14 protein-coding genes are annotated in these 17,731 nt (G+C 36.5%); 6 read left to right on the forward strand and 8 right to left on the reverse strand.

The features are described 5' to 3' along the window. Window positions 1–26 precede the first annotated feature (26 nt). The 4 genes from A1704_RS15220 to A1704_RS15235 form a co-directional block, all read right to left on the reverse strand. Window positions 27–1,202, reverse strand: coding sequence for an aminotransferase class V-fold PLP-dependent enzyme (locus A1704_RS15220; RefSeq protein WP_062674845.1), 1,176 nt, complete (start codon window positions 1,200–1,202; stop codon window positions 27–29). A gap of 100 nt (window positions 1,203–1,302) precedes the next feature. Next, entirely contained in the window at window positions 1,303–2,442 is a 1,140-nt protein-coding gene (locus tag A1704_RS15225) for a hypothetical protein (protein WP_062674847.1), read from the reverse strand. 26 nt (window positions 2,443–2,468) lie between these two features. Then, window positions 2,469–3,371: a TssN family type VI secretion system protein gene (locus A1704_RS15230; protein WP_062674849.1), complete on the reverse strand. Its 903-nt coding sequence runs from the start codon at window positions 3,369–3,371 to the stop codon at window positions 2,469–2,471. A gap of 54 nt (window positions 3,372–3,425) precedes the next feature. Next, the gene (locus tag A1704_RS15235; RefSeq protein ID WP_238590626.1) at window positions 3,426–4,343 is read right to left on the reverse strand and encodes a type VI secretion system baseplate subunit TssG; all 918 of its coding nucleotides are present in this window, start codon (window positions 4,341–4,343) and stop codon (window positions 3,426–3,428) included. Between the two features lie 485 nt (window positions 4,344–4,828). Here A1704_RS15235 and A1704_RS15240 point away from each other — a divergent pair, with 485 nt between their 5' ends. From A1704_RS15240 to A1704_RS15265, 6 genes are all read left to right on the forward strand, one after another. Then, window positions 4,829–5,620: a S1/P1 nuclease gene (locus A1704_RS15240; protein ID WP_047374592.1), complete on the forward strand. Its 792-nt coding sequence runs from the start codon at window positions 4,829–4,831 to the stop codon at window positions 5,618–5,620. A 359-nt stretch (window positions 5,621–5,979) separates the two neighbouring features. Next, entirely contained in the window at window positions 5,980–6,846 is an 867-nt protein-coding gene (locus A1704_RS15245; protein WP_002979276.1) for a sigma-70 family RNA polymerase sigma factor, read from the forward strand. Between the two features lie 185 nt (window positions 6,847–7,031). Then, entirely contained in the window at window positions 7,032–7,640 is a 609-nt protein-coding gene (locus A1704_RS15250) for a hypothetical protein (RefSeq protein ID WP_062675298.1), read from the forward strand. A 12-nt stretch (window positions 7,641–7,652) separates the two neighbouring features. After that, window positions 7,653–8,153, forward strand: a complete 501-nt coding sequence (locus tag A1704_RS15255) for a GNAT family N-acetyltransferase (RefSeq protein WP_062674853.1) — start codon at window positions 7,653–7,655, stop codon at window positions 8,151–8,153. A gap of 78 nt (window positions 8,154–8,231) precedes the next feature. Continuing rightward, window positions 8,232–9,350 carry an FAD-dependent monooxygenase gene (locus A1704_RS15260; protein ID WP_062674855.1) on the forward strand — a complete coding sequence of 373 codons (1,119 nt, stop codon included), beginning with the start codon at window positions 8,232–8,234 and terminating at the stop codon, window positions 9,348–9,350. Window positions 9,351–9,423: 73 nt separating this feature from the next. Then, on the forward strand, window positions 9,424–11,457 hold the full coding sequence (locus A1704_RS15265; protein ID WP_062674857.1) for a S9 family peptidase: 2,034 nt from the start codon (window positions 9,424–9,426) through the stop codon (window positions 11,455–11,457). Between the two features lie 180 nt (window positions 11,458–11,637). Here A1704_RS15265 and A1704_RS15270 read toward each other — a convergent pair whose 3' ends face one another. The 4 genes from A1704_RS15270 to A1704_RS15285 form a co-directional block, all read right to left on the reverse strand. Beyond that, a complete protein-coding gene (locus tag A1704_RS15270) occupies window positions 11,638–14,295 on the reverse strand; it encodes a multicopper oxidase domain-containing protein (RefSeq protein ID WP_065119652.1) in 2,658 nt (885 codons plus the stop codon). 89 nt (window positions 14,296–14,384) lie between these two features. Next, window positions 14,385–14,858: a DUF3347 domain-containing protein gene (locus A1704_RS15275; protein ID WP_062674859.1), complete on the reverse strand. Its 474-nt coding sequence runs from the start codon at window positions 14,856–14,858 to the stop codon at window positions 14,385–14,387. A 116-nt stretch (window positions 14,859–14,974) separates the two neighbouring features. Then, the gene (locus A1704_RS15280) at window positions 14,975–15,355 is read right to left on the reverse strand and encodes an HYC_CC_PP family protein (RefSeq protein WP_228436673.1); all 381 of its coding nucleotides are present in this window, start codon (window positions 15,353–15,355) and stop codon (window positions 14,975–14,977) included. 133 nt (window positions 15,356–15,488) lie between these two features. After that, window positions 15,489–17,726: a TonB-dependent receptor plug domain-containing protein gene (locus A1704_RS15285; protein ID WP_062674861.1), complete on the reverse strand. Its 2,238-nt coding sequence runs from the start codon at window positions 17,724–17,726 to the stop codon at window positions 15,489–15,491. Window positions 17,727–17,731: the final 5 nt, after the last annotated feature.

Raw genomic sequence — 17,731 nt, forward strand, 5'->3', positions numbered from 1 at the left:
GGCGCTTCGATTTTTAAACCATCATATTAATGATTACTATTTTCTAAAAGTTGTGATACTTTTTCAATTTCTTCCATGGTATTGAAGTAATGAGGGGATAATCTGATCGCATGGTCTATATTTTTAAACGTAAAATCAATTAATGCATCCTGTCTGCGGTTTTCCTTAAAAAACACATTATGATCACTCAAAGCTTTATGAATCTTTTCAACCTTTCCATCTGCCTGGCAAAAAGTCACAATACTGCTTAATCTGTTCCCTTTATCCAGAACTCTGAAACCATTATTCTGCAGATTAATTCTTAAAGTATCGGTCAATTTCCGGTTGTAATTTTCAATTTGATCCATTCCTATTGCATTGGCATAACGTAAAGCCTCTGCAAATCCAGCTAAAGCAGCATAAGGTCTTTCAAAAAGTTCAAATCTTTTAGCAGTATCATGGAGCTGAAAATCATCAAATGATGTCCATTGAGCACCAAAACTATCTAAAAACAGAGGATACATTTTCTGGTTTAATACTTTATCTGAAACGTATAAAAATCCAGTTCCCCTGGGCCCTCGCATAAATTTCCTTCCGGTTGCCGTCAGAAAATCACAATGGATTTTTTCTACATCCACCACAATCTGTCCAACTGACTGACAGGCATCCACAAGATACAGAACATCATACTGTTTACATAACTTCCCCACTCCTTCCACATTCTGAATTAAACCGGAATTGGTAGGAATGTGAGTAACAGCAATTAATTTGGGATTATGCTTTTTGATCAGATTTTCAAAATCTTCAAGATCCAATTCATGGTCAGGAAGATTGGCAACCCTTACAATTTCAATATGATACCTTTTCTGTAAAGAAATAAAAGCAATCTGATTGGATATATAATCATCATTAGTAGTAATGATACAATCTCCTTCTTTAAAATCAATACTGGATAAAGCTTTTGCATATCCATCTGTAGAACTGCTTACAAATGCTATATTGGAAGGTTTTGTATTAATCAATTTTGCAGTCTCTTCGTAAAACTGATTGATGATACCCGGGTTTCGTACCGCTGCTGCATACCCTCCCGATTCCTGTTCCTCATATAAAAACTTAATGGTAGTCTCCACAACAGATTTAGGCATTAATGAAGCCCCTGCACTGTTTAAAAATATCTTATCCGAACATCCCGGAGTATCCTGTCTTATAACCTGTAAATTCATTTTTATCAATCCTTACAACAAATTTAATTTTAATTTTTTCTAAATAGGCCTATAAAAAATCCCGAATTTTCATCCGGGACTCTATTTTTACTCAATAATTTTAATCTAAAACACTCCAACCTCTTTTTGGATTCGTGTTTGTGGAAACTTCCTGCTCATTAACAATGATATTTTCTTTTCTCTGACCAATATAATCGAGTTCGCTCAGTTTAGAGAAGATAATTTCAAGACTTCTCAACATCTGTTGAATGTAAAGCAATGGTTCACCACAATTATGGTGATCGTAATTCGTTTCTGCTACAATAGAAAGCTGGTTCAATAAGGTATGAGGGGCAATTTCACTCCACTCTAAGCTGTAGTTCAGCATTTCCTCCAGTTCTGCAGGAACAAGAAGCTGGGTTGAATTGTATAAATGAAGCGCCAGTCTTGCAAAAGACTCAATTAAAAATACAGGCGGCTGCCAAGGGGTAACATTTCTGAACTGGAAATACATATCTCCAAAAGTATTCACCATGGTAGTACACAAGAACTTAACGTTTTGTGCCAATGCTGTATTCTGATTTTTATGGGATGCTTTCTGAATAATTTTAAAAGCATACTGCTGAAGGTTTCCGATAGACTTCGCATAGCTGCTATAATAATCCACCAAAGCCGGATGACTCTGTACAGAAGTACAAGGCGGAATAAAGTTAGAATCCACCTGAGCAATATTTCCTTTTAAATCTACCTTACCGATGATAAGATAATTTCCTCCGGAATAGCTACTGTTCAAAGACGTTACGGGAAGCAGTTCAATATGGTGATTCGGCTGTGCATTCGGGTGGCGTGGCGGAATTTCCTCAGGATCAATATCTCCAAAAGGTACTTTATCAAAAGGATTTACAGAGATCAGAATATAATATTCACCATCAGCCTGTTCTTCATTCATTGATTTCGCCAATGATTTCACGCTGATCCTTCTGTCTGTGAGTTCAATACGATATCCTGCCATTGTCACAGCGCTGCAACGCTTAATTACAAGCTGTACATCATTGGTTGCCGTATTGTGAACGTCAAAAATGGTACGGTCTGTAAATTCGTTCGAAATAGGTAAAAGCCCGTAGTTATATGTAGTAATTCCAAGGGAATTGGAATCTCTGATGGTATCAATTAAGAAATTATCCTGATCATTAAGGTGTCTCTGGGAAACCTTCATCCCGTCCACCCAATTGATTGCAAAATGTTTAATAGGCTGTATCATGTTTAATACTTTTTAATTTTTTGTGTTTATGATTTTCTTTTGACTCCCTCCTCTTCATGCTGAATAACTCGCTTACAAATCACCACTTCATTTTCAGAAATGTTGTTTGTCGTAATGTCGTGGTCGAAATCTATATATTTTCTAAAGCTGAAAAACGATTTTTTGGTGTAGAAGATCCAGTAATAAGGTTCATTTCCTTCGTCTGAAAGATGAATAATGGACCCTGGATTTTTGTGGTTGTAATCATCCACTACCCTGTAGAACCAATCTCCGAAAGTAACTCCGGTTGGAAGTGTTTTCGCTTTAATTCTGAAACGGTTGGTATCTTCCAGTTTTTTGCTCAGTTCAACATTCAGGACCATTAATCTGTCAAAATCTGCCCCTTCAAAATCAGGAAGCTTCTGCTCCGGTGAATATCTCCATGTTTTATAAATATCAAAAGGAATACTGATAAACTGAATATAGCAGTAATAAAACACCATCGGAACCACAAAGATCACCATACTTGTTGCTGCCATCACAGCATATCCTGTACCTTTACTCATCCAGTTGAAGATCAGGGTGAAAAGATATCCGCCCAAAGCGATACACGTTAATGAAAGGATAGACTCAAACAGAATACTCATTGCCAGAGAATCGATGTGCTTTTTGAAATATTTATGCAGTAAGTTTACGTGAATAATCCCAAAAATAAGATAGATCACCTGCGCAATAAGGTACCAGTACGGATTAAAAAGGTTCCCTGCAAATCCAAAAACGCCCGGGATAGCCAGACACAAACTGCAAAGGAGTACATATATAATGATCACCTTAATTTTGATCGCAGGTTTATTTCTCCTGATTACACCGAGTATAACCATCATAATAATTGCGATTAAAGGCATTAAGATATACCTTAAAAAAATACCTTTTACTGAAGAAATTTCCATTTGTTTCTTTTCGAATTTATACTTTGTTGGTAGCTGTAAATATAATAAAATAATTTAGAGGAATGTAGAGTATCCAAGGCGGCTGGCATTTCTTTCATCGTCTTCAAGACTGAATGAATATTCCTCTTTTTCTGTGACAAAATTCTCTTCCACATCCACTGTTACAGGAAGAAAATAGTCATACAATGACTGAAGCACATTTCTGAACGGACTTCCCGGAATATACTTTTTCATATCCCCATAAGGAATTGGTCCAATGTTCACCACCCAGTTTCGCTGCCCGTCCATATGAGGTCCGCTTGGAATATAGGTGACTCCCAATCTTGAATTTCCCAGTAACATGGAATCATCATTTTTCTCGATTCCGTCAATAATATTAGGTGAAAAAGTAACCTGTACCGGTACCTGCAGAAAAGCAGTCAAACATCTTTCAAACCATCTTTTATCTCCTCTGATCTGATGGAAAAAAGGTAAAATGTGCATAAAAATATAGGCACTCTGCTTATCCAGCATTTTGATCATGGGCCAAAGTTCACTTACTGTGTCCAGTAAAGAATCGGTGCTGCTTGTAATATCAAATTCTGATTCTTTAAGCAAAGCACTGATTTCCGTAAAGAATACTTCCAGCTCAAAAGGCCGGAAAAACTTACGGGCATCATCTTCTACCCTTTTCTGCTTCCTGATTTCCCTTACCACTGTATCTACATTCTTTCTGGAAGCTCCCAGAGACGGTGGATGGAATAAGCCTTCCGGAAGATAGTCGTAAATACCTTCTCTGTAGCTCTCTATCGTAAAAACTTCCTCATCAAATCCTAAATAACTGCTTGAAATACTTTTGATGTCTTTTAGGTAAGCACGGTCGTTCACACCGACACGCTCAATGAATATATTACTTACCGCACGGTGGTATTTCAAGAGGTTTACAGCTACAGCTTCAGCCTTAAAGTCTGTCTGCAGCTTATTGTAATGCATATCTACAATATTATTCTCATACATAGTGTTTCCTCTGATTATGACTTGTAAAGATAATATATCTCATAAGTTTGAAAAAATATTTTTACAACAATTTTATTCTAAAAGTAGTAATTTATTGACAGTAATAGGAATAATTTTCTACAAATTCCGTGAAAATACGGTAAATACCCTATTTATTTGTTTTTTATTATTTAAAATTAACTATTCAGAATCAATCGATTAAAGGGTTTTAATTTATAGTTTAAAGTTCAAGGTTTAAAATTTAAAGTGTAAGATTGTGATTCAGATTTTAAACTGTAATCCGTATTGTTCTATCCTGTTACCTTTATTACCGGAAAAATCCAAGCGTCAAACCTACTGTAATTGCTTCTTTTATTTAAATTAAATTTTATTAACATCATCATATGGAATAAATTCAGGATAAAGCATGCTCATTCCGAAAGCAGGCCGTATCTTTGCAGACTGAAAATTGTTATTAAAAAATGAAAAGTATTTATTCTAAAATTCTGATTTTAGCATTCATGGCCTCTTCACTTTATTCTTATGCGTGGGGATTAACGGGACACAGAGTGATTGCAGATATTGCACAAAACCACCTTTCCCGCAAAGCAAGAAGAGAGATTAAAAAGATCATGGGAAAAGAGCGTCTGGCTTACTGGGCAAACTGGCCGGATTTCATCAAATCTGATACTACAGGTGCATGGAAGCAGGCTTCATCATGGCATTATGTAAACATTGATCCGATGACTGATTTTAAAGCTTTTGAACAAAATTTAAAAGCACAGGCAGGACCAAGTCTTTACACTCAGGTAAATACATTGTCAAGCCAGATCAAAGACAAAAACACTTCTGAAAAAGACAGAAAAATTGCTTTAATCTTCCTCATCCACATTATGGGAGATCTTGCACAGCCACTTCACGTAGGGAGAGCGGAAGATTTAGGAGGAAACAAAATCAACGTTACCTATTTCGGGGAAAAAACCAATTTACACTCTGTATGGGATGGGAAATTAGTAGATTCTCAAAAATACAGCTACACTGAATATTCCAAGCTTTTAGATATCAAATCTAAAGAAGAAGTAGCACAGATCCAATCCGGAACACTGGAAGACTGGTTGTATGATTCTCATAAAATCGCCAACAAAATCTATGCACAGACTCCAAACGATTCTAAGCTATCTTACGACTATCAGTACAAGTTCAATGAAACGATGGAAAGACAATTGTTGTACGGAGGATTGAGACTGGCAAAAGTATTGAATGAACTTTTCTAAGTAGAATTTCGGGTTGCAAGCTCGAGTTATTTAACCCAAAACAATTTAAAATATAACTCTTAGAGATAAAAACGGGACTTCGGTTTCGTTTTTTTTGTTTAAGGTTTAGGATTTAGGATTTAGGATTTGGGGAAATTATAAAGTTTGTAAATGAACTTACCTCTTTTAGAATTTATATTTATTTTTTTAAATGATAAACCAAAACACACAACAATTTAGTTATCAGTTATTTAATCTGTTATTAAAAAATCATTAATACATTTTATAGTATACTTTGCACAAAAATATTAAATCCTGTGTAACCTTTTTACCTTTTCATACGTATATATTATAGTAACTCTTTTTTGAGGATAAAATAAATGAGACAATTAAAAATCACTAAGCAGGTTACCAACAGGGAAACTGCTTCATTAGACAAGTATTTGCAGGAAATTGGTAAAGTGGAACTGATCACTGCGGACGAGGAAGTAGAATTGGCACAAAGAATACGTGCAGGCGACAGAGCCGCACTTGAGAAATTAATCAAAGCCAACCTTCGTTTCGTAGTATCTGTATCTAAACAATACCAAAATCAAGGTCTTTCTTTACCCGATTTGATCAATGAAGGTAACTTAGGATTAATGAAAGCGGCAAAAAGGTACGATGAAACTAGAGGTTTCAAATTTATCTCTTATGCAGTATGGTGGATTCGTCAATCAATTTTACAGGCATTGGCTGAACAGTCAAGAATTGTAAGACTACCATTGAACAAGATTGGGTCTATCAACAAAATCAATAAAGCATACGCTCACCTTGAGCAGGAAAATGAAAGACCACCTTCTCCGGAAGAATTGGCTGAAGTTCTTGACATGAGCGAGGAAGATATCAAAGAATCTATGAAAAACTCCGGAAGACACCTGTCTATGGATGCGCCTTTGGTAGAAGGTGAAGATTCTAATCTTTATGATGTATTACGTTCAGGAGAATCTCCAAGTCCTGATAAAGATCTGATGCTTGAATCTCTGCAAATCGAGATTGAAAGAGCATTGAATACTTTGACGCCAAGAGAGGCTGATCTGGTAAGATTGTACTTCGGACTGAACGGAAAACACCCAATGACTTTAGAGGAAATTGGTGAAACTTTCGATCTTACAAGAGAGAGAGTTCGTCAGATCAAAGAAAAAGCAATTAAGAGACTAAAACACAATACCAGAAGCAAGATTCTTAAATCTTATCTGGGTAAATAATTTTAGCGTAAAAAATTTTATAGGCGGAGTCTGTTTTCAGGCTCCGTTTTTTTATTCATGTAACATTTTTCAGGGTTTGTTCAACTAATTAAAATCATATCCTTTAGTCCCTTGTGTTACCATTGAAATGATTAATTTTAATTGCTTTGGATATGATGTTGATTTCAACCAAAACAAAACATACTATGAAAAAAATACTTTTCGCCTCTATTCTGGCTTTATCTCTACTTTCCTGCAGAGAAAACCAATCGAAGCAGGCTCCCGTGGTAGAAAACGCAGTTGACAATGTTGAATCTTCAGTTTCAGGAGCTATTAAAAAAAATACCAGATACTCCTCACGTGAAGGAAACCTTGTTCATGAAATTTATCAGGAGCTAATAAAAAATGATAAAAATTTACAGGATCTTGATACAAGAATAGACAATATTCAAAAGGATGCTGAAACCTCCATTTCGGAATATGATGATATTATCGGTAAATCGGAAACATATTACAATGATGCATCAGCACTATCAAATTCGGTAACCGATTCTGTTACAAAGAAACAAATTGAAAAAGAGATAAAAGCAAGCGCTGAAAAATATGATTTAAAAACACAGACGATCAGAGACCTCATCGCCAAAATAAAAGCAAACAGGACCACACTTCATGATCAATACCTTGTATTCAAAATCAGAAAAACGCTTCTTGAAATTGAAAAATACCAAAGTGCTCATCCTCTGAAAACAGATCATTTGGATCAATTCATCAATAAACAGAATAAACTGTTGGAAGAACTTAAAAATCTAAAATAAAACCATCACCTCATGAAATATACTACCCAATGGCTTACCGATAAAAGCCGCGTGAAAGAGCTCGTAGACTTTTTTATGACTCATAAAACAGATTCTTATATTTCTCATGGTGAAATGATGTCCGGCAGAGCGATAGATTCACACCACTGGAATCCTGATCTTGAACTGATTCTTACCGAACAGCTGATCACCGATTTTAATTCTGACGGGAGTTCCAAACTGAATATCCTGATTGCAGAAAATGAAGGTGGTGAAATTGTAGGCATGATGGTTTTCAATGTCATCAACAGTCCTTTTAAAAAATATGCCATTCTGGAAGATATGCTTCTGGATCAGTCTGTAAGAGGCCAGTCACTGGGAAGTAAACTTTTAGAGAAAGCTATTCACGAATCTAAAAACTGGAATATCAGTTTTATTCTGCTTGAAAGCGGAGTCAACAACCACGGCGCTCACAATTTTTTCAGTAAATATGGTTTTAAAAAAGTATCGGAGAGTTATATTTTAACGCTATAAGTTACCATTTGACAGTCATAAAATGATACCCCCATAAGAATCTTTCGCTTCTTTACGTTTTAAATAAAACTAAACCTTATGAATACCATTTCAATCATCGGAGCAGGAATCGGAGGATTTACCCTCGGAAATGTACTGAAACAGCATCAGTATGATTTTACGATCTATGAATCTGCTCCCGAAATAAAACCTGTAGGAGCCGGAATTATGATGGCCGTCAATGCCATGCAGGTTTTTAACCATTTGGGTTTAAAAGAAAAGATTGAAAATGCAGGTAATAAAATTCATAGGATCGTTATCGCCAATGAATCCTTACAAACCATTTCCAAAACAGAAATTCTGGAACTGGAAAAGCAGTACAATTCCTGTAATGTTGCGATTCACCGGGCTGAGCTTCAGAAAATTCTGGCTGAAAACCTATCGTCTGATTGTATCAAATTAAATCATTCATTACAAAAAATAAGAAAAGAGGAAAACTATATTTTAGATTTTGACAATGGAAGCCAGATTGAAAGTACCATCGTTTTTGGAGCAGACGGCATAAAATCTCCTATCCGTAATCAGATCCTGAAAACGGGTATTATAAGAAACTCAGGGCAGAAATGCTGGCGTGGCCTGGTAGATTATGATCTCCCGGAAAAATACAATCAGGAAGCTTTTGAAATGTGGGGCAAAGGAAAACGTTTTGGTTTTGTGAAAATCTCGGATAGAAAAGTGTACTGGTACGCCTGTATCAATGAAAAAAGCTTTGGAAGATATTGGCAGATTGAAGACATTTTCTATGATTTTGATCCGTTGGTTTTAAAAATCATTGAAGCCACCCGGCACGAGAACATCATCTGTAATCCAATTTCTGACCTCGCTCCTATTCCTCAATGGTATTCGGAAAATCTATGCCTGATAGGAGATGCCGCTCATGCCACAACTCCCAATATGGGGCAAGGTGCCTGCCAGGCTATTGAAGATGCTTATATCATTGGAAAATTGATGGAAGATCATCAGGATTTCAATGTTATTTTCAAAAAGTTTCAGAGTACCAGAAGGAAAAAAGTTGATTATATAGTTAATACAAGCCGTACTATCGGAAAGGTTTCTCAATGGGAAAAAGGAAATTCAATCCGGAATTTTCTGATGGGCTTACTACCGGAAAGTATGAATCAGAAAATGGCCAAAAAAATCTTAAAACTGGAAATGTAGGTCATTATTGTTAGAATCGATAAAAATTTAAAAATCATAAACAATTTATTAATAACAACTAAAACTTAAAAGCATGAAAAAAATCTTTTATGTGTTACTCCTGCTCATAGGAGTACATACAGCACGAGCACAGGAAGTCCCGGTACTGGACCGAGGTTTATTCTTTGGTAACCCGGAAATTGCCGGAGGACAATTGAGTCCGGATGGGAAATGGATTTCCTTTACAAAAGAATATGAAGGGATTATGAATATCTGGGTAAAAAAAATTGATGAGCCTTTTGAGAAAGCACGTCCTTTAACAAACAGCAAACGCCCGTTGAATGGATATTTCTGGACAGAAGACGGAAAATACATTCTGTATGTAAAAGATAATAACGGTGATGAAAACATGAATATTTTTGCAGTAGATCCAATGGCAAAAGTAACAAAAGGAGTTCCTGAATCCAGAAATATTACACCGCTTAAAGACGTGACTGCAAGTATTTATCTGGCAAGCAGAAAAAATCCTGATTTGTTGATGATTGGATTGAATAACCGCGATAAAGCATGGCATGATCTGTATTCGGTGAAAATTTCTACAGGTGAGCTGAAAAAGATTTATGAAAATACAGACCGTATCACAAGCTATGAATTTGACTGGGATGAAAAATTGAGAGTTCTTTCCAAAACGGATGATAAAGGAACTACCCAGTTTTTTTATAAAGAAGGTGATAAACTGACTCCCATTTACGAAACATTGGTAACAGAAAGTGCTTATATCTCCAATTGGAACGAAGACAATTCTAAGTTTTATCTGGTAACTAACAAAGGAGATCTGGATAAATCCGCACTATTCCTGATGGATCCGAAAACAAAACAAATTACAAAAATAGAAAGTGATCCTAAAGATAAAGTGGACTTCGGAGGACTATTTATGGACAGAAATACAAGAAAAATGATTTACACCTCTTACACAGGAGATAAAACAGAATATTACTGGAAAGATAAAGCCTGGGAAGCTAATTACAAATTCCTGCAAAGTAAATTCCCTGGAAGAGAGGTCGGTTTTGCAAGTTCTACCAATGATTATTCTAAGTTTCTGGTTTCTGTGGGTGGTGATAAATATGCTTCAGAAGCGTATTTCTTCGACGCCAAGACAAAACAGCTGATTTTCCAGTATACCCCAAGAACAGAATTGAAAAAGGTTGAAAAGTATCTGGCAGCAATGACTCCTATCAGCTACAAAAGTAGTGACGGACTTGAAATTCCGGCTTACCTGACTTTACCTGTAGGTTCATCTGGTAAGAATGTTCCTGTAGTGGTGTTGGTTCATGGAGGCCCGAAAGGTCCGAGAGATTACTGGGGATATAACTCAACCGTACAGTTTTTAGCCAACAGAGGATATGCCGTGCTTCAGCCTAACTTCAGAGCAAGTGGCGGATATGGTAAAAAGTTCCAGAATGATGGAGATCTTCAATGGGGAAAACTGATGCAGGATGACATTACCTGGGGCGTAAAATATCTGATCGATCAGGGAATTGCAGACAAAAATAAAGTAGTGATTATGGGAGGAAGCTACGGTGGCTATGCAACACTTGCCGGTCTGGCTTTCACTCCGGATGTATATGCTGCGGGAGTTGATATCGTAGGACCAAGTAACTTATTTACGTTACTGGATTCTGTTCCTGCTTACTGGGAAGCTGCACGTGCTTTCCTTTATGGTATGGTAGGTGATCCTAAAACGGAGGAAGGTAAAAAACGTATGCATGATGCAAGCCCATTATTCAGTGTAGATAAAATCAATAAACCATTATTGATTGTTCAGGGAGCTAATGATCCTAGGGTAAAGCAGGCTGAAGCGGATCAGATTGTCATCGCTCTTCGTGATAAAGGTAAAAAGGTAAACTACATTCTTGCTGATGATGAAGGCCACGGATTCCGTAAACCTGTGAACAGTATGGCGATGTATGCTGAAACCGAAAAATTCCTTGCTGAAGTAATCGGAGGAAGATATCAGAAAGAAATGCCTGAAAATGTGGCAAAACGTCTGAAAGAAATGACGGTTGATATTTCAAAAGTTACTTATACACCAGCAAAGACTGAAAAAGCAGTAGGAGCTTCTAAATAAAAGCATCTTATACATTATATAAAGCCATCTCGTGAAAATGAGGTGGCTTTTGTCTTTACATAAACTCATATCATTTGTAGAATCATATATTCTTTACAAAAAAATTCTTTATACAAGCATTTACCTAACCAAAAAAACTGCCTCAATGAGACAGCTTTTTTTAATATAATTTAGTTAAATTTAATAAGTTAAAGTAACACCTGCACCCCAGCCTATTTCTTTATCATAGTTTCCGGAAAGGGATAACCACTTCTGAACAATGTACCGAAGTCCTGTAGAAAATTCTCCATCTGAATTGATGCTAAAATTTCCTCTCAGCCTTCTGGAAAGCGGTATATCTTCACGGCTAAGCTCCAATAACACTTTTCCGTTTTGATCAACACTTGCGTCAGCGGTAATCAGCATTGGCAATACATACTGCATACCAACAATGAATGCAAATCTATTTTTTGAGGCCTTCTGCTGTCCAAACCAGGTCTTTTTCCCATGAAATTCCATTCCGAGCTCTTCTGCCATCTGTCTCTCCATGATCTCATGATTTTTTTGCACTCTAATTCCTGCATAAGGTAATGCCCATTGAAATTTTCCTAAGAAACGTCCTACTTTTGCACTTCCTTCAAAATGATCAAAATTCCAGTTGGTATGAAACTCATTCAGATTAGCCCATCTAGGTCCAAACATCGTCATTGTTTCTGCGTGGATCTTATTGCTTGCTAAATCCAGCATTGCCATAGAACTGGTCATTTTATTATCCTGTATGAAGTTTTTCCAGGCCATTTTTCTGTTCGGAAGCTGTGGATTGGGTTTTGAGTTTTCATAACTGAAAATTCTTCCCATTCCTGCCATCATATGGTATAGAATATGACAGTGGAAGAACCAGTCTCCGTCCTGGTTGGCAGCAAATTCTATTGTTATTGTTTCCATTGGCATGATATCCACTACATTTTTCAATGGAGAATACTCTCCTTTTGAATTAATTAATCTGAAATCATGACCGTGAAGGTGCATCGGGTGACGCATCATGGAATTATTATAAAGTTTAATTCTAAGAACCTCTCCTTTTTTGATCAGAATTTTATCCGTCTCTGTTACCGTTTTATTATCCAGCGTCCACAGATAATGGTTCATATTTCCTTCCAGCGTAAATTTCATTTCCCGAATACTGTCTGTAGGAAGAATTGTTTTTTCAGGAGACTTTAAAATATTATAAGACAACCTCTTGATTGTTTTCTCTTCCTTCGTCTCCATTCCTGAGTGTTGAGAATGATCTTCTTTCTTAACTTCTTTGGTTTTCACTCCCATCATCTCATTGATATGCTTTGCAGTAGTTTTTCTTTGATTTTCAGATAATTCGGGATACATCACTTCGTTCATATCCATCATTTGATTTCCCATCGTCATATTCATCGGTTTCATATTTCCACTCATTTCCATCATACCGTTCATCATTTTCATTCCTTCAAAAAGCATCAACCTTGGAAGATTGGGAGCTTCTATCTTTTCACCCGATCCCAGCCAAAGGGAAGCATGTCCTATTCTGTCTTCAGAAGTCGCTCTGAACTCAAAACTTTTGCTTTCTGGAATCGTAACTTCAATATCATAGGTTTCTGAAACTCCGACAATCAGACGATCAACTTCTATCGGTACTACATCATTTCCGTCATTTCCCACTACTTTTATCTTTCCTCCGCCATAATTCAGCCAGAAATAGGTAGATGAGCCTCCGTTGGCAACTCTTAATCTTACTTTATCGCCAGCTTTTAAATTAGAATAATCAGAGCTTGGAGTTCCGTTAATTAAGAATTTATCGTAATAGACATCACTTACATCCATGGCTTCCATTCTTTTCCATTCATTCAATACCTTTGTTCCCAGGTTTCCTGATTTAATTGCTTCCCAGTAACTCTGTACAGCATTTTTCTTTACAGCATACCAGTCTGTATTCGCCATATGAAGCCTTCTCGCAATCTGCATAGGATCATCATCACTCCAGTCTCCCAGTAATACCGGAATATCAGCATTGTATTCTATTGTTGGTTCTCCTTCTCTTTTTTTGAAGACCAGAATACCGTTCATTCCTATCTGTTCCTGTAGTGCTTCGTGAGAATGGTACCAGTACGTTCCGTTTTGAGAAATTCTGAATTTATATAAATGGGTTTCTCCAGGTTTTACAGGCTTGGTGGTAAGATAAGGAACTCCGTCCTGTTCGTTGGGAAGAATCACACCGTGCCAGTGCAGTCCTGTATTTTCTTTAAGCATATTGTGCAGATAAATCTCTGCAGTATCTCCTTCAGTAAAATATAAAGTCGGAGCCTGAAGTTTACCATTGATTGCAATTGCTCTTCTGTTTTTTCCTGTGAAATTAACAATCGTATCTTTTACATAAAGGTCATAACGAACTGTTTTACCTCCAAAAGTAATTCTCCCGTTTTCAGAGTTTCTTTTCAAAACAGAACCTTCTTCTTTGGGTTTATCTGTAGAAGAATGATTTTCTTTTTCCTCAAGTTCCATCCCGCATTTAGGACATTTTCCTGGTTTGTCTGAAACAACTTCCGGATGCATTGGACATACATAGGTAATTTGAGAATGGGGTTGTATTTTTTTTGTTTCTGAAGATTTTCCTTTTACTTCTGTTATTGATTTCGCTTCCGACTTGGTTACTGTTTTTGACTTTACAGCAACAGTTTTCTTCTCCAGAGTCATTCCGCATTTCGGACAGTCTCCAGGTTGGGAAGACACCACTTCTGGGTGCATCGGACAAGTATAAACGTTTTTTGTAGTTTGAGCGAAAGTCAATACGGAGAATAAAAGTACCAGAAACATTATCAACTTTTTCATAATATTTCGAACTTTTTAGAAGTCGCAAAGCTTAAAGTTAATTATAACTTAAACTCTGCAACTCATTATTTTAAAGAATAGTACGGAAATTATTTAATCTCCGACTTTACACTTCCACATGTAAGCATAGACTTTCCGTAATATGGATTAACGATCTGTTTTTCATCGCTTAGCCAGCTTCCGTCTGCCATTGGGCAATATTGAACGTAGACTGGTTTTTCAGAAAGTTTAAACTCCTTGGTCAGAGCAATCATATTGTCTGAAAGGTTTAAAAAAGTTTCTCTTTGTGTAGCAATAGTTCTTGCATCCGAAATGGCAGAAGCATCTTTTCTGAGAATATTAAGGTTTCCTTCTGAAACTACTTTATAATCAATAACAGAAGCTGTTTTAATAAATTCTGTTGCAGCTTTTGAAGTTTTATCCACATCATCTGAAGCTAACGCTGATTTGATAGCAATATAATTTTGGTAGAGCTTAGAAACCTGAGCATCCTTTTTAGATTGTGCTGATAATGAAATGATTGAAAATAAAGATAAGGCTGCTGTGATGATATATTTTTTCATTGTTTTAAATTTTAGAATTAATTTTTTAATAAAGAATAATGGATTACGCATCAGTAAATGCGTCAGAGCATGTCGCTCATAACAGTATATATTATACCAGAAACGACTGACAAATTCTAAATTCTAAAATTACAATGATTGATGTAAATAGGGACCGGCCGGCTTTCAGGCGGTGCATTGATCTGGATCTGAGTAAATTTGGTGGCAGAAAAAGACTTATCAATAGCGGAAAACTGATGTTTCACCGGTATCTCTGAAACTGCACTTAAGAAATCAACGTTCAGATAATCAGATTTCTGGGAATCGTCTACTTTTACGATTTTGATCTCTGTTTTACAGCATCCTTTTTTTTCCTTAACACCACATTTTGCACAAATATCATCCGCTTTCTGACTTACAGAAACCAATTCTTTCATACAATAATGAATGCTAAAAGCTGCTCCGGAAGAAAACCCGAAGTAGAAAATAGAAAACAATATGGCAAGAATCTTTTTCATTGGTAAGACAAAGATAAAAATATCTCTGAAACCGTTGTTATAGAATTTGGTAATGTTGTTATAAAATTCGGGTAAACAAAAAAGCTTCCGGATTTTCGGAAGCTTTCTGCTATTTTTATTTTTGATAGTAATTCTATAGTTTGAACTCCAGCTTCACATTAAAGAAACGTCCCGTAAGACGTACCGGAACAGGATACATATAATTACTGTTATAGTCTGTGATCCATTGGTTCGCAACAGTATTGTTAATGTTAAATGCATTGAAAACCTGAACACCTAATGTAAGTTCCTCAAAATTACCCCAGAAACCCGATCTCTTATTTTTTTCTTTCGGATCAATAAATACCTTTGTCAATCCTAAGTCTACTCTTTTATAAGAAGGCAGCGTCTGCTGATAATTATAAGCTGAACCAAAATCCGGTTGTCCGTTGCTGTTAAACATTACGGGAGCTCCCGTAGGTAATCCCATAGCATATACTAAAGTAAGGTTCACACGCATAGACGGGAAGCTTGGCATATAATCTTGATAGAACATCGCAAACCTCAGCCTCTGATCTGTAGGTCTTGGAATATCTCCTCTTCCATCAATATTTTCATACACTCTGGCATAACTTGCAGACAACCATGAATCCACACCCGGAACAAATTCTCCGAATAGTCTGGTATCGATACCATAAGCATATCCTTTTGAATTATTTTGCCCGGAATAACGAATCCTTACATTATCCATATAATAAGGAATCAGGTTATCCATCTTTTTATAATAAAGTTCCGTTGTCAGTTTGAATGGTCTGTCGTACATCTCGAACTCGTAATCATTGGCAAGAATGACCTGAATAGAGCGTTGCGATTTTATATTAGAGTTAAAATTACCATCTAAATCCTTGATTTCTTTATAGAAAGGAGCCTGATAGTAGATTCCTCCTGAAATTTTAAACAACATATCACTGTCCCAATCCGGTTTGATCGCAAACTGAGCTCTTGGTGAGAATATGGTTTCTTTATTGAAACTCCAGTTGGCCACACGTACTCCTGCATTCACAAATACTTTACTGGCTCCCCAATAGAATTTCTGAGAATACTGTGCATAGGCAGAAAGTCTTGTCGGTTCGATATTATTTTGTCCGGCAATATAATAAGCAAGCTTGAGATCTCCTGTAGTTCCGGTTCTAGGATCAATGACTTCCGGTCTTGGAATACTGTATCCTGCAGAATCTACCAATTTCCATTCATTGGTAAGATCTTTCAGATTTTCTTTTTCATATTTAAATCCGACCTCAAAGTCTGTATTGACATTGGGAGAGAATTTTGCTCTGAACTGTGTTCCGTATGTTCTTACAAACAAATCATTTCTTGCATGTTCTATCTGCCCTCCAACATCGAAAGATGTGACAGGCTGCTGCGTCACAGGATCAAAGGTCTGAAGCTCGTATGCTGACTGTATTGTGTAATATTCTCTTTCTCTGTTCTGATAAGCAAAGGCATCCAGAGTAAGCTTCCACTTATCTGCCGGCTTATAGTTCATAGAGAATGTTCCCATCATGTTTTTATACTGGTCATTTTCCTGACCTCCATATCCAATATTAACGGTAATAGGCTGCTGAAGACTTCCGAAAGTAACACTTTTTGCCCTTGGGATCATCTCATAATCATTCTTGGAATAATATCCGATGAATGACATCGTAAATTTATCACTGACATGATAATTCAGATAAGACTGGAAATCCCAATATGTTGGATTAAAATCGGTATCTTCTTTTAAGGTATTAAGAACAAGATTAGTATTTCTGTATCTTCCGGAAAATAAGGCGGTAAATTTTTTATTTTTGGAAGCCAAACCAGTTGTCAGCCTTCCTCCAATTAAACTGGCCTCACCTGAAACTTCAAATTTTTCTGGCTCTCGGTAGTAGATATTTAAAGCGGAAGACATTTTATCACCATATTTGGCTTCAAATCCTCCTGCAGAGAAATTCACTGCGGAAACCATATCCGGGTTAATGATACTCATTCCTTCCTGCTGAGAGTTTCTGATCAGGAAAGGTCTGTAGATTTCAATATCATTAATGTAGATAAGGTTTTCATCATAGTTTCCACCACGAACCATATATTGTGAGGACAGCTCTGTGTTGGAGTTTACGGAAGGTAATGTTTTAAGCAATCCTTCAATTCCTCCATTAATCGAAGCTACTGATTTCGCTTCTTTCGCTGAAATTCTTACATTGGTAAGGTCATTGGTTCTTCCTGTTGCTTTTTTCTGGAAGACAACTTCCTCTATATCGGTTACTTTAGTAGTCGCTGTATCTTTTTTCCTTTGTTGGGAGAAAAACAGTACAGGGACCATAAGGCTTAGCGGTAAAACTAGTTTTTTCAAAAGAA

It is taken from the genome of Chryseobacterium cucumeris, from assembly GCF_001593385.1.
In the GTDB taxonomy this organism is placed as follows: domain Bacteria; phylum Bacteroidota; class Bacteroidia; order Flavobacteriales; family Weeksellaceae; genus Chryseobacterium; species Chryseobacterium cucumeris.